Origin of the sequence: Pseudomonas batumici, from assembly GCF_000820515.1 — a bacterium.
Classification (GTDB): Bacteria; Pseudomonadota; Gammaproteobacteria; order Pseudomonadales; family Pseudomonadaceae; genus Aquipseudomonas; species Aquipseudomonas batumici.
In genome coordinates, this window is record NZ_JXDG01000003.1 from 416,899 (window position 1) to 432,676 (window position 15,778).

Genomic DNA, 15,778 nt, shown 5'->3' on the forward strand with positions numbered 1-15,778 from the left:
ATGTGTCTGGTCCTTGAACGTTATGGGCGCCCCGATACAGCGCTTGCAGCTGGGCAAATTGATCGCAGATACTGCCGCTGCCATCGGTGCACGAGACACTCACCTTCGGGTAGCAGCTGTTTCAACAAGGGAATGCCATGTTCCAGATAGACCGCAACAGCAAGACGCTGCTGGTCGACCAGATCAGAAACGCGATCATTGCCCGCATTGAATCCTTTCAGTGGGTCCAGGGAGGGCGACTCCCTTCTGTCCGTGCGTTGGCCAGGCAACTGGGTGTCAGTATCTTCACGGTGAGCAGCGCCTATGAAGACCTGGTGGCGCAACACATCATCGAGTCGCGGCCGGGCGCGGGCTATTTCATCCTGGCCTGCAGCTCGGTCGGTCCGCTCAAGGACACCGACACCCTGGCGCCGCCTTCCGGCGAACACTCGGGGTTTCTCTTCCGCGCGCTGGACCCGGCGCAATTCGATATTCCCGTCAGTTCAGGCTACCTGCCACCGGCCTGGCTGGCCGACGCGGTCCCGGCTTCCGTAACCGGGCGGCTGATTCGTAACACACTTTCCTGCGGCACTCCAGCACCCGCCGCCGGTAGCCAGGATTTGCGCGCGGTGATTGCACGCAAGTTGCGCGAAGTCCATATCGACGCTTCCAGCAGCCAGATCGTGGTCACCATGGGCGCGACCCATGGGTTTGCGCTGTTGCGCAATATGCTCTTGAGCCCCGGGGACTACCTGCTGGTCGAGGACCCCAGCTACCTTTTGCTGCAACTGAAGCTGATCAAGGATCGCGACTTCAAGATCATCACTGTCCCACGGCTGGATGACGGTCCGGACCTGGCGGCGATGGAAGCGATGCTGATCAAGTATCGACCGAAACTGTTCCTGACCCAGACCCTGGTCCATAACCCAGTCGGCGGCAGTACGTCGCCGGCGAAGGGCTTCAAGCTGCTCTCGCTGTCCCGCCAATATGACTTTCACATCATCGAGGACGATACGTTCGGCGCGCTGGCGTCCCGGCAGACGCTGCGGCTCGCCAGCCTGGATGGCCTCGACCGGACGTTCTATATCAGCAGTTTCAGCAAGGTGCTGAGCCCGGCGCTGCGCCTGGGTTATGTGGCGGCCCCACCCGCCTTTGTCGAGCGGTTGGTCGAACAGAAAATGTACAACTTGCTGTGCGGTTCGGCGATAGACGAAACCATCGTCACCTACACGCTGGAGTCCGGTCGTTACCAGCGTCACCTGGACGCGCTGGGCCAGCGGGTCATGCAGGAGCGCTCAAGGGCGCGGGAATGGCTGGGGGCTGCCGGCGTGGTGTTTGACGAGCACGGCGCGGATGGCCTGTTTCTCTGGGGGCGCCTACCCGAGCAGGTGAATATCCCGAACCTGGTGGAGCAGGCCCATCAGGCGGGCATATTGCTGGCGCCAGGTTCCCTGTTCAGCAATACCGGCGAGTATGACCAGTACATCCGCTTCAATGTCGGCTACTGCAATCATCCCGGGTTCAAGCGCTTTCTCCGGACGCATATCGGGCTTGCCCACCTCCGAGTCGTTGAGGGTCAGTCTGATGTTATCGATCCAGTTGAGCGACCTGCGGTCACGGTGTGAGCCATACAGCGGGCTCGGCATAAAGGGATTTCATTGCAGATCCCGTGATTTTCGTCGGCATGGATAACGCCCACTCACTTTTTTTCGGCCTTGAACCGCAGGCAGGTGCAGTCCAGTGTCCATTGGCCGTCACTGCCCAGAAAATCGGCAGCCAGCTCGTCGGTCACTTCATTTAAAAACCCATCCTGCAATTCGGCGGGCAGCAGGGCCAGGTAGCGGCCACCGAACCGCTGTAGCCATTGGGCAATCGAGCAATCAAGGGGCGTCGGGCGTTCGAACCAATGGATAGCGCTCACGTGGAAGCCCGCGTTTTCCAGTACCCGCTGATAGGCCCAGGCCGTAGGCAGATAAAGCTGATCGGCGACTTCAAAGTCGAGGGATCGGCGCGCCAGTGAGTCGCGCAGCGTGCGCCGGAGGATTTTCTGGTGCCCGGCCCCGGCGAGTTCGCCGACAAAACGTCCCCCCGGTTTCAGGGCTTCGTAGATCCCGATGGCTACCTGGTCCGAGCGCCGCATCCAGTGCAAGGCGTCATAGCTCAGTACCGCGTCGAACTCCTGGTAGAAGTACAGCTGCTCGGCGTTGCCGAGGTGTACCTCCAGCCCTCTGGCCCGGGCTGCCGAAACCAGGCCGGGGTCGCTGTCGAACCCCACCACCTTGCATCCGCAGCGCTGGAGTTGCTCGCTCAGGTAGCCATTGCCACTGCCGATATCCAGGAGCAGCTCCCCGGCCTTGGGGGCCAGCAGTTCGAAGACGGCCCTGGCGGGATGGTTGCTCAAACAGATGTCACCGCCATCCTGCAACGCCCCCCTTTGCTGTGACTCACCGCTCGGACACAAAGATGTCGAAGAAGTCATGTTTGAGATTCCATTCAGGGAGGCGGTGGCACGGCCGCGGGACAGGGGCTCAGGTGCGTTTGGATAACCAGACCAAGACAATGACGATAGCGCAGACCAATGGGGTCAGCCAGTTCCAGGATTCGCCCATCAACCCGATCGAGAAACCGAAGGTAAAGAACGGTTGCAGCAACTGCAGTTGGCTGATTCGCTGGATACCACCCAGCGCGAGCGCGCGGTTCCAGGAGAAGAAGCCCAGCAGCGAGTTGATCAGCGCCAGGAACAGCAGGGCGGCGACGCCGGTGCCCGGCAGCTGGGCGATGGTGTGGCTGTCGTAGAGCCACAGGCTGGCCGGCAGCAGTACCGGCAGGCTGATGACTAGTGTCCAGCACATCACTTGCCAGCCCGGCAGTTCCTTGGACAGCGCGCCGCCCTGGGCATAACCGAAGCCGGCCAGCGCAACGGCACCGAGCAGGGCCAGGTCACCCAGGTAGATGTCCGAGACATTCGACTTGAACACCGTGTAGGACATGACCACCAGGAAGCCCAGGCAGGAGATCGCCCAGAACGCCTTGGACGGGCGGGTGCCGGTGATCAGGGTGCCGAAGATCGCCGTGGAGAGCGGCAAGGCGGCCAGGACCACGCCGCCGTGGCTGACGGGCACATATTGCATGCCCAGCGCGGTGAGGATCGGGAAGCCGTAGACGATCCCGGTGGAGGTCAGCAGCATGCGCTTGATCTGCGAACGGCTGGGCAGCTTGGCGCGGCCAATCAGCAAGAAGGGAATCGCGGCAAAGGCCGCGGTCACCGAGCGGAAGATCCCGACCTGGACGGCGCTCAGGTCGCCCGCAAGCATTTTGGCCGCGGGCAGGGTCATGGCAAAGGCCGCTACCGAGATCAGGCCCAGGAAGTAGGCTTGCAGGTCTTGACTCTTGGTCTCTGGAAAACTGGCTGTGTTGGCTTGCGTCATGCTGACGATTCCTTCTGGTGACGGGAGGCATCCGGGGGGTGGCCGGATACCCGTGAAAATGTGCTTCAGGGGGTGGCGGTGTCATTGGCGCTGGCCTTCAACCACAGGCGCAGTTCCGTCTTGAGGAGATCGCCGTAGCTGTTCCTGAACAGCCTGCTGTGCAGCTCCGTCGGGTACACGGGAGCGTCCCCATAGATGATGGTCTTGATACCTTCACCGTCATGGCCCTGGTGGCGGGCCTGCTCGACCATGCCGGTGAACATGGCGGGGGCGACGAACAGCGTGATAGTGCCGAAGCCGCTTGTCAGCCCGAACAGCTCGTTGGGGTTGAAGTCGCGCGATTCTGGGACGACATGGCGCGCGGCCCGGCGCACATGGATCAGGTTGTAGAGCCCGGCACAGTGAGACATCGGCGCCGCGTACACCGCCGTATCATCGACGCCGATCGGATCGATGTCGTGCGACATGGCCGTCAGGTTGCCGTGGCTCAGCATCACCCCTTGGGGGCGATCAGTGCCACCGGAGGTGTAGAACAGCCAGGCCAGGTCGTCGATAAGACGCGGACAAGGCGTATCCGGCGGCGAAGTGAGCGACGCGAGCGCTCCCATGTCCTCTCGGTCCAGTTCTCGACAGGCCTGGGGCAAGGCCCCGGGCGCGAACACCTGGCCGCCATCGGTGAAAATCAGCCGGGCTTGCGCGTTATCGACGATCCAGCCGGCCTCGACGGTGTGCAGCTTGCAGTTGATCGGCACCGCCACGGCGCCGGCCCACCAGATGGCGTAGAGCAGCTCAAGGTATTCACAGCAGTTCTTCATGAACAGCGCGACCCGATCGCCGGGGGCGATGCCGTGCTCGTCGATCAGGTAGGCGGCCCGGTGCCGGACCAGGGCGACAAAGGCCTCATAGTTTGCGACTTGCCGCTGCCCTTCGAACAGGGCCGGACGCTTCGGGTAGCGAAGGCCGGCTTCGTCCAGCCAGTTGGCGATATTCATGCTCTGCTCCTGCGTGCCGGAAGGGCAGGTGCAGACTAATCAGCCGGATGGGGGCAGTACCGGTACGGTTGGGAGCGAGCGCAACGAACTGTATGGTTTGCCGACCATGACAGTTGTCGGGCTGGCTTTCAGGAGGTGGGTGCGCAAAGCGAGGGAGGCCGATGACCGGGCCGGGGGCAGGGTGGGCGAGGCGATCTGCCGCAGCGAAGATGACGAAAGAAGGGGGATAAAAACTCGGGCAACAAAAAACCCGCACTAGGCGGGTTTTTTGGGCGTTCAGATGATTTTGACACCACCTGAAACTGAAGAGTGGTGCCCAGAGACGGAATCGAACCGCCGACACGGGGATTTTCAATCCCCTGCTCTACCGACTGAGCTATCTGGGCAACGGGGCGCATTAAACGGGTTTTTCGAGGGGTCGTCAAGCACGATTTCAAAAAAAATTTAATTATTACCGTCGCTTACGACCCAAAGCTGTTCCAGCCGTGATTATTCGGCCGGTGGAACGTAGCCTTCGGCCTTGGCGTATTCCTCGCCGGAAAAGAACTTGTCCATCTCGCCCTGGATGTATTTGCGGTCTTCGCTGTTCATCATGTTCAGGCGTTTTTCGTTGATCAGCAGGGTCTGGTGCTTCAACCAGTCGCCCCAGGCTTTCTGCGAAACATGTTCGAAAATGTCCTGGCCCTTGGCACCCGGGTACGGAGGGCGATCGAGGCCTGGCAGTTCTTCGTGGTACTTGCGGCACATTACGGTGCGGGTCATGACGACTCTCCTGCATTCAAAACGTCGGCTGCCCGTTTGAGCAGCTTTTTCACCGGGGCGGCAAGGCCCAGGCGCGGCGGGGTGGCGAGGTTATACCAGAGCCAGTCGGCCTCGGCCACGTGATGGGCACTCGCCTCGACCTGCACCAGCCACGGCTCGATGGCCAGCTGGAAGTGGCTGAAGGTGTGGGTCAGGTTCGCCAGCGCCTGCTGCCGGCCCAGTTCCAGCGAGTGCTGCAACGCCAGGTGCGGCAGGTCGTCGAGGTCATCCAGTTCCGGCAGGCTCCACAAGCCGCCCCAGAGGCCGCTGGAGGGGCGACGGTAAAGCAGGATGGCGCCGTCGCGGTTGGCGAGCAACGGCATCAAGGTGCGCTTTTGCGGCACGCTCTTGCGCGGCTTGGGAATCGGGTAGCGGGTCTCCAGGCCGAGCAGGTGCGCTTCGCAGCCGGTTTTCAGCGGGCAGAGCAGGCAACTGGGCTTGCTGCGGGTGCACAAGGTGGCGCCCAGGTCCATCATCGCCTGGGTGTAGTGGTTCACCCGGGCATGGGGGGTGAAGCGCTCGGCGTTGGCCCAGAGCTGCTTGGCCACCTTCGGTTCGCCCGGGTAGCCCTCCTGGGCCGTGTAGCGCGCCAGCACGCGCTTGACGTTGCCGTCGAGGATCGCCGCGCGCAGGCCCATGCTGATACTGGCGATGGCGCCGGCGGTGGACAGGCCGATGCCCGGCAGTTCGGTGAGCTTCTCGACGTCGCGGGGGAATTCGCCGCCATGCTCGGCAACGATGATCTTCGCGGTTTTCTGCAGGTTGCGCGCCCGGGTGTAGTAGCCCAGGCCGGTCCACAGGTGCAGCACTTCATCCTCCGGTGCGGCGGCCAGGGCCTCGACCGTCGGCAGCGAGGCCATGAAGCGGTCGAAGTAGTTCAGCACGGTGCTGACCTGGGTCTGCTGCAACATGATCTCCGACACCCACACCCGATACGGTGTGATGCCCTGTTGCCAGGGCAGGTCGTGGCGGCCGTGGCGGTCGTACCAATCCAGCACGGCGCTGGAAAACTGCTCGGCTCTCATCGTTTGAACAGCCCCTTGAGTGCGTCTTTGAGTTCGGGACTGACCTTGTCGCCGAGCTTCTCTTCAAGTTTGTCGCTCAGCTTGTTGCCGGCCAGGTGCGAGGCCACCTGGCCGAGGCGGTCCTTGTCGATACGACAGGCCTTGGCGCCCAGCTCCAGCGGGCCACGGCAGCGCAGCGGCCATTCGATCCCGGCGAAGCGTTCGTTGACCTGGCAGGCCGGGTCCGGCATGTCGCTCTTGTCGCCTTCGACGACGATGCCGATGCGATAGTCCATGCCCAGCACGCGCAGGTCGATATCGCCGTTGCCATTGACGCTCAGACCCGGGATACGGACTTTCAGGTCCGGGTTGCTGGCCACGCCGTTGTGCAGGCTCAGGCTGCCCTTGAGCTCCTGGAACGGGGTGTCCTTGCCGCGCGGTTCGCTGCTCAGGGTCTTGCGGTTGAGGGTGGCGATGCCGGTGCACAGTTGCTGTTCGAGGTTGGCATTGAGCAGCACGCCGTCGTTGAGGGCGAAGCTGGCGCTGCCGTTGAGGCTGTCGACCAGGGCCTTCTGGCTGTTGCCGGTGCTGGTGATGTCGCTGCCGAGGGTCAGCGACCCCTTGACCGGCGGCTTCTGTCCCTGGGCTTGCAGGATGCGTTCGACCGGCACCCGGTTCAGCCGCGTTTGCAGGCTCAGGTGCGGTACGTCAGGGCGCACGTCGAGGCTGCCCTTGGCGCTGAAGCTGCCGCTGTAGAGTTCGCCGCGCAGCTCGTTCAGGGTCAGCATGCCTCCTTGGCCGGTGACCTTGAGGGCGGCGTTGTCGATCGGCAGCTTCTTCAGGGTCAGCTGGTTGAAGCCGAGCTCGGCGTCCACGTCCAGGCTGCGCAGGCGTTCGATGGGCAGCAGCTTGTCGTTGCTCCAGGCGCCGCGGGTCGGCGATTCCGGCAGTGGCGAGTTACTGGCGATGGCGTTGGCTTCGCTGCTCAGCACTTCGGCCTGGCGGACTTTCGAGGCGCTGTCGGCGTCGGCCGATTTCGCCGGCAGGTAGCGATCGGCGTCGAACGTGTCGCCCTTGAGTTGAACGCGCAGGGATTGCTTGGCGAAGTCCTCGACGGCGACGCGGCCGCTGAAGTTGCTGTCGTCGAGTTTCAGGTTGAGGTCGTCCAGCGCCAGGCTGGTGGGCGTGCCGGTGAGGCGGGTGACCAGCTCGACCTTGCTCAGGCTGCCGTCGGCCACGGACGGCAGGGGCTGGCCGATGCTGTCGAGAAACTTCATCAGGTCCAGCTGGGCAATCGACAGCATGCCGTTGAGTTGCGGGGTCTTGTTCAGGTCGTTGACCTTCAGCTCGCCGAGTGCGCGCAGCTGGTTGGCCGACAATTTCAGGCCGGTCCACTCGGCGACGTTCGCCGCCATGTCCACCAGCAACTGGCCCTGGGCGGAGAAGGTCAGCGACTTGCCTTGCAGCGGATCGCCCGACAGTTCGCCCGAGAAACGCATGTCTTCGAACTGGTAGCGCTTGAGCGCGCGGTCGAAGCGCAGGTTGCCGTTGAGCTCGGTGCGGGCGCGCAGGACCGGCTGGTTGGTGCCGAAGAAGGCAGTGAATTTGACCGGGATTTCCTTGCCGTCATGCACCGCGCCGGTGCTCAGCTGGATGCTTTCCGAAGTGATCTGGCGGCCGGTCTTTTCATCGTTGAATTCGATCCGGGCGTTGTTGACGGTCAGGCTGTCGATGTCCAGGCGGATCGGCTGCGATGGCTTTTCTTCCTCGGCGGCACTGGTCGGCTCGGCGCGCTTGTCGGTCTGCGCGGTCACGCTGGCGGGCACCGCGCTAGGGGCCGGGTGGCCGATGTCCTGCCAGTTGCCGTGGCCGTCCTTGTCGCGGTTGAGCCGCAGGTTCAGGCCTTCGACGCGGACATCGCTCATCTGCACTTCGCGACGCAGCAGCGGCAGTACGCGCACGGACAGGCCGAGCATCTGCAGGTCGGCAAACGGCTGGGTCGGGGTGGTCAGGGTCGCCACGCTGGCATCGTGCAGTTCCAGGCCCAGCCAGGGGAAAAGGCTCCAGCCGATGTCGCCATTGAGGGTCAGCTCAATGTGGGCCTTGTCGCGGGCTATCTGGCGAATCTCGTCCTTGTAGTCGTTGGGATTGAACAGGTGGGTCAGGGCAAAGCCTGCTGCCACGATGATCAGCAACAACCCGAGAAGCCCCAGACCCAGGATTTTGCCGAATGCTTTCATGGGCGAGTCCTTGCAGTCAGTGGAATTTGAATTTAGCCCGCGAGTATAGCGTCACGGGGCTGGCGGCAGGGCGCAGATACTCCCTAGAGCGGGTCCAGGGCAATCCGCAGCTTGGCCGCCAGCGCCTGGGCCTCGAGATGCCCGGCGGGCGCCTGGAGGCGCAGTTCCGCTCCTGACAGTCTGGCCATTCGTGAGGCTTCTGCCACCAGTCGTTCGGCTACCCCACGGCGTCTGGTGACTTTTCTGACGCAAAGTTGGGATAAAAGCCAGAAGTCCGCGCGCCGTTCCAGGCGCGCCGCGCCCAGCAGGCGGTCATTGAAGCGTCCGGCGATCAGGCTGCCGTCGGCCAGGGCGGTTTCGATCAGTTGCTGGCCGTCGGCTTGCGGCGCGAAGAGCCAGGGCGGGGCATCCTGGTAGATCTTCTGCAGGTCCTGCTGGTCCTGGTAGGTGGCTTCGGTGAGGGATTCGACAACGATGGGCATAAATTCCTCGAGTGTCCGGTGTAGGAGCAGGGGGGGGCGTTAAAAACAGCGCAGTTGCACGACATAAAAACCGTATCAGTCTGGTTGTCCTGTCATATGTAGATGGTAACCTTTCTCGGTTCGCCAGTTCTTCTGCGGCTTATTGTCGCGTAAACAGCGTCACTCGATAACACGACCATGCCTGCGTGCACCAAGGTCGGGAGTGAGGTGTGGTCGGCGGACCATCATTCCAATGGGGGAGACACTTCAATGAGCATCAGCACCACGGCGGACACTTATGCCGCCGATCCTGCGTTCCTGTCAAAGGAACGCATCATCGCCAAGCCCGGTTTCAATCGTTGGCTGGTTCCACCGGCCGCCCTGGCCATCCACCTGTGCATCGGCATGGCCTACGGCTTCTCGGTGTTCTGGTTGCCGCTGTCCAAGGCACTGGGGATCACCGCGCCGGTCGCTTGTGCGCCGGACATGAGCTTTATCGCCCAGGTGTTCTCGTCGCAGTGTGATTGGCCGATCTCCATGCTCGGCTGGATCTACACCCTGTTCTTCATCTTCCTCGGTTGCTCGGCCGCGATCTGGGGTGGCTGGCTGGAACATGCCGGTCCGCGCAAGGCCGGTGTGGTGTCCGCGCTGTGCTGGTGTGGCGGCCTGCTGATTTCGGCGTTGGGGATCCATACCCACCAGATCTGGCTGATGTGGATCGGCTCCGGGGTGATCGGCGGTATCGGCCTGGGCCTGGGCTATATCTCGCCTGTTTCGACCCTGATCAAGTGGTTCCCGGACAAGCGCGGCATGGCCACCGGCATGGCGATCATGGGCTTCGGTGGCGGGGCGATGGTCGGTGCGCCGCTGGCGGCGGCGCTGATGGGGCATTTCGCCTCGCCCACCGGTGTCGGCGTGTGGCAGAGCTTCGTGGTGATGGCGGTGATCTACTTCATCTTCATGATCGGCGGCGCGCTGTCGTACCGCGTGCCGCCGACCGGCTGGAAGCCCGAGGGCTGGACCGCGCCGGCGAAGAAGGCCGGCAACGCGATGATCACCCATCGTCACGTGCATGTGAACGTGGCGTGGAAGACCCCGCAGTTCCGCCTGGTGTGGCTGGTGCTGTGCCTGAACGTGTCCGCCGGTATCGGCATCCTCGGCATGGCCTCGCCGCTGTTGCAGGAAGTCTTCGCCGGTCAGTTGCTCGGCAACGGCCTGACCTTCAGCCAACTGAACGCCGCGCAATTGGGCCAGATCGCGGCGATCGCGGCCGGCTTCACCGGTTTGCTCAGCCTGTTCAACATCGGCGGTCGGTTTTTCTGGGCCTCGTTCTCGGACTATATCGGCCGCAAGGCGACCTACTTCGTGTTCTTCGCCCTGGGCTTCGCGCTCTATGCGTCGGTGCCGAGCCTGGGTCACCTGGGCAGCGTGGCGCTGTTCGTGGCGGCGTTCTGCGTGGTCCTGTCGATGTACGGCGGTGGCTTCGCCACGGTGCCGGCCTACCTGGCGGACCTGTTCGGCACGCAGATGGTCGGCGCGATCCACGGTCGCCTGCTGACCGCCTGGGCGGCCGCCGGGGTGCTGGGGCCGGTGCTGGTGAACTACCTTCGGGAATACCAACTGAGCATCGGCGTCGAGCGCGCCGCGGCTTACGACATCACCTTGTACATCCTCGCCGGGCTGCTGGTGCTGGGGTTCATCTGCAACCTGCTGGTGCGTCCGGTGGCCGACAAGTACTTCATGACCGAGGCCGAACTGGCTGCCGAACAGGCGCTGGGTCATGACAAGGGCGCCGACAGCCGCACCGTGCTGGAGTGGAAAGCCGCGCCGGGCAGCAAGCCGTTGGCGGTTGCCGCCTGGCTGGTGGTTGGCATTCCGCTGGCGTGGGGCGTGTGGGTCACGTTGCAGAAGACTGCGGTGCTGTTCCACTAATCACCACGTAGGAGCCGGCTTGCTGGCGATGGCGATTCGACAACCGACATCTTCGTCGCCTGATACACCGCCATCGCCAGCAAGCCGGCTCCTACAAGGGTGGGCGCAGTGTCAAGGCATTGCAATTCTCCTCGTACAGCGTTTCTGCTTGTACTGACAGGTATATCCCCGACACCCCCGGATTCAGCCCGTCCGGGAGTTCACCTTGTGTGTTTCTGTTTGCCGTCCGCGCCCCTATAATGATTGCCTTTTTCGCCCAATGATTTTGCGGAGCTGGTGATGGCCGAACGTAAGGCGTCCGTCGAGCGCGACACTCTGGAAACCCAGATCAAAGCCTCGATCAACCTGGATGGCACCGGAAAGGCCCGATTCGATATCGGTGTGCCTTTTCTTGAACACATGCTCGACCAGATCGCCCGTCACGGGTTGATCGACCTGGATATCGAGTGCAAGGGCGACCTGCATATCGACGATCACCACACCGTGGAAGACGTCGGTATCACCGTCGGCCAGGCCTTCGCCAAGGCCATTGGCGACAAGAAAGGCATCCGTCGCTACGGCCACGCCTATGTCCCGCTGGACGAAGCGCTGTCGCGGGTGGTCATCGACTTCTCCGGCCGTCCCGGCCTGCAGATGCACGTGCCCTACACCCGTGCCACCGTGGGCGGCTTCGACGTCGACCTGTTCCAGGAATTCTTCCAGGGCTTCGTCAACCACGCGCTGGTCAGCCTGCACATCGACAACCTGCGTGGCAGCAACACCCACCACCAGATCGAAACCGTGTTCAAGGCCTTCGGTCGCGCCCTGCGCATGGCCGTTGAGCTCGATGAGCGCATGGCCGGGCAAATGCCATCGACCAAGGGCGTGCTCTGATGCAGACGGTTGCGGTTATCGACTACGGCATGGGCAACCTGCACTCGGTGGCCAAGGCCCTCGAACACGTCGGCGCCGGCAAGGTGCTGATCACCAGCGATGCCACCGTGATTCGCGAAGCCGACCGGGTGGTGTTCCCCGGCGTCGGCGCGATTCGCGACTGCATGGCCGAGATTCGGCGCCTGGGCTTCGATGCGCTGGCGCGTGAGGTGAGCCAGGATCGCCCCTTCCTTGGCATCTGCGTCGGTATGCAAGCCTTGCTCGACCGTAGCGAAGAGAATGGCGGCGTCGACTGCATCGGCCTGTTTCCCGGCCAGGTGAAGCTGTTCGCCAAGGACCAGCACGAGGACGGCGAGCACCTGAAAGTCCCGCACATGGGCTGGAACGAAGTGAAGCAGGCGGTGGATCACCCCCTGTGGCACAACATTCCGGACCTGGCGCGTTTCTACTTCGTGCACAGCTACTACATCGCCGCCGGCAATCCGCGGCAGGTGGTGGGCAGCGGCCACTACGGCGTCGACTTCGCCGCGGCGCTGGCCGAAGGCTCGCGTTTCGCCGTGCAGTTCCACCCGGAGAAAAGCCATACCCACGGCCTGCAATTGCTGCAGAACTTCGCCGCCTGGGACGGGCGCTGGTAAATGGCCGTCAAACAGAAGCCGCCGATCCTGACCCTCACTCCCGAACAGGAGAGCGAGGCCAATCACAAGATCAAGCGCTTCATGGAGGATCGCTTCGAACTGAACCTGGGTTCGTTCGAAGCGGCTGAAATCCTCGACCTGTTTACCCGTGAAATTGCTCCACACTATTACAACAGGGCGATTTTCGATGTGCAGACGCACCTTAAAGAAAGGTTCGAGAGCATCGAAAGCGACTTGTGGGCGCTCGAGAAACACTGATTTCCGAGCGAAGCTGAAAAAACGACTCTAAGGTTTGCCAGATGCTGATTATCCCCGCTATCGATCTCAAGGACGGTGCCTGCGTCCGTCTGCGTCAGGGCCGCATGGAAGATTCCACGGTGTTCTCCGATGACCCGGTGAGCATGGCTGCCAAGTGGGTGGAGGGCGGCTGCCGCCGTCTGCATCTGGTCGACCTGAACGGCGCCTTTGAAGGCCAGCCGGTCAACGGTGAGGTGGTCACTGCCATCGCCAAGCGTTATCCGAACCTGCCGATCCAGATCGGCGGTGGCATCCGTTCGCTGGAAACCATCGAGCACTACGTGAAAGCCGGCGTAAGCTACGTGATCATCGGCACCAAGGCGGTCAAGGAGCCCGAGTTCGTCGCCGAGGCCTGCCGTGCGTTCCCCGGCAAGGTGATTGTCGGCCTGGACGCCAAGGACGGTTTCGTCGCCACCGACGGCTGGGCCGAAGTCAGCTCGGTGCAGGTGATCGACCTGGCCAAGCGCTTCGAAGCCGACGGCGTGTCCGCCATCGTCTACACCGATATCGCCAAGGACGGGATGATGCAGGGCTGCAACGTGCCCTTCACCGCCGCCCTGGCCGCGGCGACGAAGATCCCGGTGATCGCTTCCGGCGGCATCCACAACCTGGGCGACATCAAGGCCCTGCTGGACGCCAAGGCGCCGGGGATCATCGGTGCCATCACCGGTCGCGCGATCTACGAAGGCACCCTCGATGTCGCCGAGGCGCAAGCCTTCTGCGATTCGTACAAAGGCTGAGGACTCACCATGGCGCTGGCCAAACGCATCATCCCTTGCCTGGACGTCGACAACGGTCGCGTGGTCAAGGGCGTCAAGTTCGAGAACATCCGCGATGCCGGTGATCCGGTGGAAATCGCCCGGCGCTACGACGAGCAGGGCGCGGACGAGATCACCTTTCTCGACATCACCGCCAGCGTCGACGGCCGTGACACCACGCTGCACACCGTCGAGCGCATGGCCAGCCAGGTGTTCATCCCGCTGACGGTCGGCGGCGGCGTGCGCACCGTGCAGGACATCCGCAACCTGCTCAATGCCGGTGCCGACAAGGTCTCGATCAATACGGCGGCGGTGTTCAACCCCGAGTTCGTCGGCGAAGCGGCCGAGCATTTCGGTTCGCAGTGCATCGTCGTCGCCATCGATGCGAAGAAGGTCTCGCTGCCGGGCGAAACCCCGCGCTGGGAGATTTTCACCCACGGCGGCCGCAAGCCCACCGGGCTCGACGCGGTGGAGTGGGCGAAGAAGATGGAAGGCCTGGGCGCCGGTGAGATCCTGCTCACCAGCATGGACCAGGACGGCATGAAAAACGGCTTCGACCTCGGCGTGACCCGCGCCATCAGCGATGCCTTGGGCATCCCGGTGATCGCCTCGGGCGGCGTCGGCAACCTCCAGCACCTGGCCGACGGGATTCTCGAAGGCCACGCCAGCGCGGTGCTGGCGGCGAGCATCTTCCACTTCGGCGAATACACGGTGCCTGAAGCCAAGGCCTACATGGCTCAACGCGGCATCGTGGTCCGCTAGGCAGTACAGGCCACTGGACAGCATGGCGAGCCCGGGTCACGCTTGGGCACGCCATGGATTTCGGTAGTACAGCATGTTCAAACCTCTTCTACTCGCTTTCGCTGGCGGCTTGCTGCTGTTGGCGGGGGCTGCCCGTGCGGCGGACACTGCCGATACTTCGCTGGTCCTGCTGACGGAAAATTTCCCGCCGTACAACATGGCGAAGAACGGCAAGAACTTCGCCCAGGACGAGAATATCGAAGGCATTGCCGTGGATATCGTCCGCGAAACCTTCAAGCGTGCCGGAGTCCCGTATAGCCTGACCCTGCGATTCCCCTGGGAGCGTATCTACAAGCTCGCCCTGGAAAAGCCCGGTTACGGGGTGTTCGTCATGGCGCGCCTGCCGGAGCGCGAAACGTTGTTCAAATGGGTGGGGCCGATCGGGCCGGACGATTGGGTCATGCTCGCCAGGGCTGATAGCCAGCTTGTCCTGGAGGCTTTGCAGCAGGCCCGCAAGTACAAGATCGGGGCCTATAAGGGCGATGCCATTGCTGAAACCCTGGCCAGGCAGGGGCTGGCCCCGGTGCTGGTGCTGCGCGACCAGGACAATGCGAAGAAGCTGGTGGCGGGGCAGATCGACCTGTGGGCCACCGGCGACCCGGCGGGACGCTTCCTGGCGCGTCAGGAAGGAGTGACCGGGCTCAAGACCGTGCTGCGTTTCAACAGCACCGAGTTGTATCTGGCGCTGAACAAGGAGGTGCCGGACGAGGTGGTGGCCCGATTGCAGGCGGCGCTGGATCAGTTGCGCAAGGAAGGCAAGGTCGACGAGATCATGGCGCGTTACCTGTAGGTGCCTGGCGGTAAACACCGTCCTTGCCATGCCCGGCCGCGGCCTGGTTGCCGCGCAGGGCGATCATCGACTTGATATCGATCCAGTCGATGCCCTGTTCCTTGAGCTTGGGCAGCTCGCGTTCCAGCACGGCCAGCGTCTGCGGGTAGGGATGGCCGATGACCACCGCGCTGCCTTGCTTGCGCGCCAGCTTGATCGCGGTTTCCAGCTGGGCCGCAATGGCCAGCTCGGTGCGTTCATTGTCGAGGAAGACATCCCGCGACACGCTCGCCAGGCCGATCTTCTGCGCTTCGGACGCGGCGACGGTCCTGGCACTGGTACGACTGTCGACGAAAAACTTGTTGCGCCGCTGCAACTCGCCCATCAACCAGGCCATGGCCAGCGGTTCGGCGGTCATGCGGCTGCCTTCATGATTGTTGATACCGCTGGTATAGGGCACGACCTTGAAGGCGGCCGCCAGGCGCTTTTGCAATTCGTCCAGGGGCAGTTCGGGATGCCAGGCGAAGGGGCCGGTGGCCGGGTCCATGGGCATGTGCAGCATGACGATCTTGCCGGCGGCATGCGCCTCGCGGGCGAGTTCGGCGGCGTGCGGGGTGTCCGGCATGATCGACGGGGTGATCGGTCCGGGCAGGGCCAGCACGCGACGATCCCGGGGCAGGTTCTGCCCCAGGTCATCGATGATCAGCGTGAGGTAGGCCTTGGACGGTGTCGGCGTGTCGACCGGCGTTGCCTGGGCAACGCCGATCAGGCAGGCGAACAGGGCGCACAACGGCCAGCGCAACAT

At 63.2% G+C, this 15,778-nt stretch carries 15 protein-coding genes, 1 tRNA gene and 1 pseudogene; 8 read left to right on the forward strand and 9 right to left on the reverse strand.

Annotated features, from left to right (window positions below):
* The first annotated feature begins 137 nt into the window (after positions 1-137).
* The gene (locus UCMB321_RS02245; RefSeq protein WP_040063484.1) at positions 138-1,604 is read left to right on the forward strand and encodes an aminotransferase-like domain-containing protein; all 1,467 of its coding nucleotides are present in this window, start codon (positions 138-140) and stop codon (positions 1,602-1,604) included.
* 74 nt (positions 1,605-1,678) lie between these two features.
* Here UCMB321_RS02245 and UCMB321_RS02250 read toward each other — a convergent pair whose 3' ends face one another.
* The 8 genes and pseudogenes from UCMB321_RS02250 to UCMB321_RS02290 all read right to left on the reverse strand — a co-directional run bounded on the left by UCMB321_RS02250 (position 1,679) and on the right by UCMB321_RS02290 (position 8,926).
* Positions 1,679-2,380, reverse strand: coding sequence for a class I SAM-dependent methyltransferase (locus tag UCMB321_RS02250; RefSeq protein WP_167337411.1), 702 nt, complete (start codon positions 2,378-2,380; stop codon positions 1,679-1,681).
* Positions 2,381-2,507: 127 nt separating this feature from the next.
* Positions 2,508-3,407 (reverse strand): DMT family transporter, encoded by a 900-nt coding sequence (locus UCMB321_RS02255; RefSeq protein WP_084614772.1) that lies wholly within the window; start codon positions 3,405-3,407, stop codon positions 2,508-2,510.
* A 161-nt stretch (positions 3,408-3,568) separates the two neighbouring features.
* Positions 3,569-4,399 (reverse strand): annotated as a pseudogene (locus UCMB321_RS02260) (AMP-binding protein); the annotation flags it as partial.
* Between the two features lie 310 nt (positions 4,400-4,709).
* Positions 4,710-4,785 (reverse strand) — tRNA-Phe (locus tag UCMB321_RS02270).
* A 103-nt stretch (positions 4,786-4,888) separates the two neighbouring features.
* Positions 4,889-5,161 carry an oxidative damage protection protein gene (locus tag UCMB321_RS02275; protein ID WP_040063486.1) on the reverse strand — a complete coding sequence of 91 codons (273 nt, stop codon included), beginning with the start codon at positions 5,159-5,161 and terminating at the stop codon, positions 4,889-4,891.
* The gene (gene mutY / locus UCMB321_RS02280; protein WP_040063487.1) at positions 5,158-6,225 is read right to left on the reverse strand and encodes an A/G-specific adenine glycosylase; all 1,068 of its coding nucleotides are present in this window, start codon (positions 6,223-6,225) and stop codon (positions 5,158-5,160) included. Before mutY ends, UCMB321_RS02275 begins: the two co-directional genes overlap by 4 nt.
* Positions 6,222-8,444 (reverse strand): AsmA family protein, encoded by a 2,223-nt coding sequence (locus tag UCMB321_RS02285; protein WP_040063488.1) that lies wholly within the window; start codon positions 8,442-8,444, stop codon positions 6,222-6,224. The genes mutY and UCMB321_RS02285 overlap by 4 nt, the downstream gene beginning before the upstream one ends.
* A gap of 83 nt (positions 8,445-8,527) precedes the next feature.
* Positions 8,528-8,926 (reverse strand): acetyl-CoA sensor PanZ family protein, encoded by a 399-nt coding sequence (locus tag UCMB321_RS02290; protein ID WP_040063489.1) that lies wholly within the window; start codon positions 8,924-8,926, stop codon positions 8,528-8,530.
* A 249-nt stretch (positions 8,927-9,175) separates the two neighbouring features.
* Here UCMB321_RS02290 and UCMB321_RS02295 point away from each other — a divergent pair, with 249 nt between their 5' ends.
* From UCMB321_RS02295 to UCMB321_RS02325, 7 genes are all read left to right on the forward strand, one after another.
* Positions 9,176-10,837, forward strand: coding sequence for an OFA family MFS transporter (locus UCMB321_RS02295; protein ID WP_040063490.1), 1,662 nt, complete (start codon positions 9,176-9,178; stop codon positions 10,835-10,837).
* 279 nt (positions 10,838-11,116) lie between these two features.
* A complete protein-coding gene (gene hisB, locus UCMB321_RS02300; protein ID WP_040063491.1) occupies positions 11,117-11,710 on the forward strand; it encodes an imidazoleglycerol-phosphate dehydratase HisB in 594 nt (197 codons plus the stop codon).
* Positions 11,710-12,348 (forward strand): imidazole glycerol phosphate synthase subunit HisH, encoded by a 639-nt coding sequence (gene hisH, locus UCMB321_RS02305; RefSeq protein ID WP_040063492.1) that lies wholly within the window; start codon positions 11,710-11,712, stop codon positions 12,346-12,348. Before hisB ends, hisH begins: the two co-directional genes overlap by 1 nt.
* Positions 12,349-12,606, forward strand: a complete 258-nt coding sequence (locus tag UCMB321_RS02310; protein ID WP_040063493.1) for a DUF2164 domain-containing protein — start codon at positions 12,349-12,351, stop codon at positions 12,604-12,606.
* A gap of 41 nt (positions 12,607-12,647) precedes the next feature.
* On the forward strand, positions 12,648-13,385 hold the full coding sequence (gene hisA / locus UCMB321_RS02315) for a 1-(5-phosphoribosyl)-5-[(5-phosphoribosylamino)methylideneamino]imidazole-4-carboxamide isomerase (RefSeq protein WP_038605771.1): 738 nt from the start codon (positions 12,648-12,650) through the stop codon (positions 13,383-13,385).
* 9 nt (positions 13,386-13,394) lie between these two features.
* Positions 13,395-14,165, forward strand: a complete 771-nt coding sequence (hisF, locus tag UCMB321_RS02320) for an imidazole glycerol phosphate synthase subunit HisF (RefSeq protein ID WP_040063494.1) — start codon at positions 13,395-13,397, stop codon at positions 14,163-14,165.
* A 73-nt stretch (positions 14,166-14,238) separates the two neighbouring features.
* Positions 14,239-14,994, forward strand: coding sequence for a substrate-binding periplasmic protein (locus UCMB321_RS02325; RefSeq protein ID WP_040063495.1), 756 nt, complete (start codon positions 14,239-14,241; stop codon positions 14,992-14,994).
* On the opposite strand, the gene UCMB321_RS02330 is transcribed toward UCMB321_RS02325, so the two are convergent.
* The gene (locus UCMB321_RS02330) at positions 14,975-15,778 is read right to left on the reverse strand and encodes a divergent polysaccharide deacetylase family protein (RefSeq protein ID WP_040063496.1); all 804 of its coding nucleotides are present in this window, start codon (positions 15,776-15,778) and stop codon (positions 14,975-14,977) included. The genes UCMB321_RS02325 and UCMB321_RS02330 overlap by 20 nt on opposite strands.

Bases quoted from the DNA above. Each gene is read 5' to 3' on its own strand.
- UCMB321_RS02310 (WP_040063493.1), top strand. From the start codon at position 12,349: ATGGCCGTCAAACAGAAGCCGCCGATCCTGACCCTCACTCCCGAACAG.
- UCMB321_RS02255 (WP_084614772.1), bottom strand. From the start codon at position 3,407: ATGACGCAAGCCAACACAGCCAGTTTTCCAGAGACCAAGAGTCAAGAC.
- mutY (WP_040063487.1), bottom strand. From the start codon at position 6,225: ATGAGAGCCGAGCAGTTTTCCAGCGCCGTGCTGGATTGGTACGACCGC.
- UCMB321_RS02295 (WP_040063490.1), top strand. From the start codon at position 9,176: ATGAGCATCAGCACCACGGCGGACACTTATGCCGCCGATCCTGCGTTC.
- UCMB321_RS02275 (WP_040063486.1), bottom strand. From the start codon at position 5,161: ATGACCCGCACCGTAATGTGCCGCAAGTACCACGAAGAACTGCCAGGC.
- UCMB321_RS02330 (WP_040063496.1), bottom strand. From the start codon at position 15,778: ATGTTGCGCTGGCCGTTGTGCGCCCTGTTCGCCTGCCTGATCGGCGTT.
- UCMB321_RS02285 (WP_040063488.1), bottom strand. From the start codon at position 8,444: ATGAAAGCATTCGGCAAAATCCTGGGTCTGGGGCTTCTCGGGTTGTTG.
- hisH (WP_040063492.1), top strand. From the start codon at position 11,710: ATGCAGACGGTTGCGGTTATCGACTACGGCATGGGCAACCTGCACTCG.
- hisF (WP_040063494.1), top strand. From the start codon at position 13,395: ATGGCGCTGGCCAAACGCATCATCCCTTGCCTGGACGTCGACAACGGT.
- UCMB321_RS02290 (WP_040063489.1), bottom strand. From the start codon at position 8,926: ATGCCCATCGTTGTCGAATCCCTCACCGAAGCCACCTACCAGGACCAG.
- hisB (WP_040063491.1), top strand. From the start codon at position 11,117: ATGGCCGAACGTAAGGCGTCCGTCGAGCGCGACACTCTGGAAACCCAG.
- UCMB321_RS02325 (WP_040063495.1), top strand. From the start codon at position 14,239: ATGTTCAAACCTCTTCTACTCGCTTTCGCTGGCGGCTTGCTGCTGTTG.
- UCMB321_RS02245 (WP_040063484.1), top strand. From the start codon at position 138: ATGTTCCAGATAGACCGCAACAGCAAGACGCTGCTGGTCGACCAGATC.
- hisA (WP_038605771.1), top strand. From the start codon at position 12,648: ATGCTGATTATCCCCGCTATCGATCTCAAGGACGGTGCCTGCGTCCGT.